The sequence below is a fragment of the Xanthovirga aplysinae genome (assembly GCF_009711365.1).
GTDB classification, from domain to species: Bacteria; Bacteroidota; Bacteroidia; order Cytophagales; family Cyclobacteriaceae; genus Xanthovirga; species Xanthovirga aplysinae.
In genome coordinates, this window is sequence record NZ_SMMB01000834.1 from 1 (window position 1) to 4,505 (window position 4,505).

Consider the following 4,505-nt stretch of genomic DNA (forward strand, 5'->3'; position numbering starts at 1 on the left):
GCTAATATTGAAAATGTTCCTAGCCGGCAGATCACATTAGATGCAATTACGGCATTGGGCCGTATGATTCACCGTGGAGCAGTTGCTGCTGATGGCCTTAGTGGAGATGGTTGTGGGTTCCTTTTTTCAATACCAGACCAGTTCTTTAGAAGAATTTCTCAAATCAATGGTTTTGACTTATCAAATCAATATGCCATTGGGATGATGTTTATAAAAGAGGAGAAGCATAAAAATGTTTTCAATGAAGTTTGTGAAAAACATGATTTGAAGGTCTTGTTTTACAGGGAGGTGCCTGTAGATATTTCTTTTCTTGGTGCGCAGGCCAAGGATGTTTTGCCTGAAATAGTGCAGGCATTTGTTGCTCCCGATTCCTTAATGGCTGCCAGAAGGTTTAGTGAATTATTGTATTTGGTGCGTAAAGAAACGGAAAACAGACTGAAGGGTGATGAGGATTTTTATATAGCTTCTCTATCCGATAAGGTGATTTCTTATAAAGGTTTATTAATGCCCCAGTATATTCAGAATTTCTTTTATGATTTACAGGAAGATGATTTTGCAGTAAGTTTTGTGCTTTTTCATCAACGGTTTTCTACCAATACACTTCCAAGGTGGTCTTTAGCACAACCTTTTCGGACAGCTGCCCATAATGGAGAAATTAATTCCATAAAGGCTAATAGAATTAACCTGTTGGCTCATACAGAAAATCTCAAAAGCCGTGTTTATTCCGAGGAAGAATTGAGGTGTATTTTACCTATTGTTGAGGAGGACGGAAGTGATAGTGCCAGTATTGACAATGTATTTGAATTTTTGGTGACAAATGGGGTGGATTTTTTTAAGGCTGTGAGAAGTCTTGTTCCAGCTCCTTGGCAAAATGCCCCACACATGGACGCCCAATTGAGAGCCTTTTATGAATATACAGCTGGTAATTTTGAGGCTTGGGATGGGCCAGCTGCTCTTAATTTTACTGATGGACGGTATTTAGGGACAGTTTTGGACCGAAACGGTCTTCGTCCGGTAAAATACATCATCACCAAGGATAATCGCCTTATGTTAAGTAGTGAATTTGGAGTGGTGGATGTGGATGACGATTTGATTTTAGAGCAAGGCCGCCTGAAGAGTGGCGAGATGATAGGGGTAGATTTAAAGTATGGGATTATTCTCAAGAATGAGGAAATAAACGATTTTTTGAAAGAATCCAGACCTTATAATAGATGGCTAAATGAAAATAGCGTTTTCCTGGTAGAACATATTGATGATAATTATGGAGATCATTCAGATTATTATTATGAAAATTTGGTTGAACTCCAAAGGTATCATAATTACACCAACGAGGTGCTACAGCAAGTGATTCAACCTTTGCTGGAAAAGGGGAAAGAAGAAACAGGATCTATGGGTGATGATACACCTTTGGCTTGTTTCAGTGAAAAAAGTAGAAATTTTTCAGACTTTTTCCGACAGAAGTTTGCTCAAGTGACTAACCCTCCCATAGATCCTTTACGCGAAAAGGTGGTCATGTCTACAAGTGTTTCATTTGGAGCTACGACCAATATACTGAGAGAGACCTCTGAAAATGCCCATAAAATCCGTTCCATGACTCCCTTGCTTTCCAAGGAGCGTTTGGATGTGTTAGAATCTTTCGGAACACCAGGATCTCCTCTTTATGACCCAAATTATAAAGGTGCCTATTTTTCTACTGCATTTAAAAAGGATTTGCAAACAGCTTTAAAAACATTGGGTGAAAGGGTAGTTAATGCTGTGAAAAATGACCAAGTACACCTGGTCTATTTAGATGATAGGGGCCTTACGGAAGAAATGGCCTTAATTCCAATGCCAATGGCTGTTGGTTATTTAAATCAATTGCTTACAAAGAAAGGATTAAGGTCTAAGATTACTTTGGTGGTGATCACTGGAGAAGTTATGGATTCACATTCACTTGCTGTTTTGATTTCCTTTGGAGCTATAGCAGTTTATCCTTACTTGTTTTATGCTTCTATTCTTCAATTGATTGAACGCAAAGGCCTAGTGAGTCTACGGGATAAGCGACTGGGATTGAAAAAAGCTCACAATGCCTTGATTCAAGGAATTCTGAAAATTATGTCTAAAATGGGAATTTCTACCCTGCGTTCCTATTATAATTCTGCATTGTTCGATGTGATTGGTTTAAGCAAAGAAATGGTAGAAGACTGTTTTTTGGGTGCTTATCCATTAATACCTGGATTAACATATGCGGATATCGAAGAGAGAATTCGTAGTATTCATCAATTAGCCTTTAAAAGTCAGCGATTAAAGATGGCTTTTCCATTGGAAGCTGGTGGATTTTATAAATACACTCCTGGTGGGGAATATCATGATTTTTCTCCTGATTTAGTTCATGATATTCATCAATTTGCAAGAAATGGAGGGTCAGAAGATTATGAACCTATTCGTGATCGTGTAAATAGACGGGGTTTACGAATGATCAGGGATTTCTTCAATCTAAATTCCAATCGAAGTCCTGTATCCCTGGAAGAGGTGGAGCCTGCTTCAGAAATTATGAAAAGATTTGCTTCCGCTGCAATGAGTTTGGGATCCATTTCACCAGAAGCTCATGAAGCAATTGCTGAAGCGATGAATACTATTGGGGGGATGTCAAATTCTGGAGAGGGTGGAGAAGATTTAGCGCGTAGAGCTGGTACGTTGAAAAATAGCCGGATTAAGCAGGTGGCCTCGGGTAGATTTGGGGTGACCCCAGCCTATCTTAGAAGTGCGGATGAAATTCAAATAAAAGTCGCTCAAGGTGCCAAACCTGGAGAGGGAGGGCAGCTTCCTGGGACAAAAGTTTCTCCATTAATAGCTTCTTTGCGTTGTACTATTCCTGGTGTCACCTTAATTTCTCCGCCCCCTCATCATGATATTTATTCTATTGAAGATTTGGCTCAATTGATCTTTGACCTTAAACAGGTAAATCCTAAGGCCCAGGTTAGTGTGAAGCTGGTATCTTCCGTGGGAGTTGGTACCATCGCAGTAGGAGTGGCCAAGGCTTATGCAGATAAAATCATCATTTCTGGAGCCGATGGAGGAACAGGAGCAGCCCAGGTGGGTTCAATTAAATTTGCTGGAAATCCTTGGGAGCCAGGATTATTAGAGGCCCATCATGCCTTAAAAGTTAATAATTTGAGAGGAAATGTGGAGCTACAAACAGACGGTGGACTTAAAACTGGTTTGGATGTGGTAAAAGCCGCAATCTTTGGAGCTGAAAGCTATGGTTTTGGTACAGTACTGTTGTCAATGGTAGGATGTAAAATATTGCGGGTTTGTCATCTAAATAAATGTAGTGTAGGGATTGCAACCCAGGACAAACAATTAAGAACTCATTATAAAGGAACCGTTCAAGCAATTGTGAATTATCTCAATCAAGTGGCAGAGGAAGTGCGTGAAACTCTTGCTTCATTAGGGTATACAAAACTGAATGATATTATAGGTCAATCGGATTTACTTTCTGTTGTTGAAAATTCTAAGGCGAATAAATTCGATTTTGCATCACTCCTCATAAAGACTGATGGAGATAATATTCGAACTATCAAAAGAAATGAACCTTTTGATGATAATGCCTTTGAAAAAAATATTCTTCATGAACTAAAGCCTATTATTCGACACCCAAATCAGAGGGTAATTCTTAAAAAGCATATTGTGAATACCAATCGTAGTTTTGGTGCTTTGATCAGCGGGGAAATTGCCCAATATTACGGAGACGAGGGAATTGAAAAAGATCATATTCAAATTAATTTGAAAGGAACGGCAGGCCAATCTTTAGGGGCTTTTTTGATCCAGGGTATGTATTTACGGCTCAAAGGAACGGCCAATGATTACGTTGGGAAAGGAATGAAAGGTGGCCGCATTGTTATTGTTCCAGAAAATCGTAGTAAGTCATATAGCTTGGCGGGAAATACCTGTTTATACGGAGCTACGGGAGGAAAACTTTTTGTGGCCGGTCAAGTAGGTGAACGTTTTGCCGTTAGAAATTCAGGAGCTTTGGCAGTTGTGGAAGGGACCGGTGATCATCCTTGCGAATATATGACAGGAGGAACCGTGGTTATCCTTGGAGAAACAGGAATTAATTTTGGTGCAGGAATGACAGGAGGGGTAGCCTTTGTTTACGACATCGATCGTCGATTTACAGACCGAATGAACCAAGAGTTGATTAAGAAAGAGCGAATTGATATGGACGAAATGGATGAAGCACGCTTCTATTTGAAACAGATTTTGCAAAGCTATTATTTCCGAACTAAGAGTCCGAAGGCTAAGCTCATATTAGATAATTTTAGACAACAATCTCGGTATTTTTGGATGGTGACATCCAAAGATATGTCGGCCCCATTAAATCCTATGGAGGGGCACTAAGGAGAAATGGAAAGATGGAGGCTTTTAAACTTACCAGTTCCTTCACCTTACCAAAAGGTATAATTTCACTTGTTAAATAAATAGGATTTCGAATGATGGATTTTTGCAACCAAATTGATTTGAGT

At 39.5% G+C, this 4,505-nt stretch carries 1 protein-coding gene; it reads left to right on the forward strand.

Annotated elements, in window-relative coordinates:
* The coding region (gene gltB / locus E1171_RS06445) for a glutamate synthase large subunit (protein ID WP_155205192.1) at positions 1–4,380 on the forward strand (4,380 nt) is incomplete at its 5' end.
* Positions 4,381–4,505: the final 125 nt, after the last annotated feature.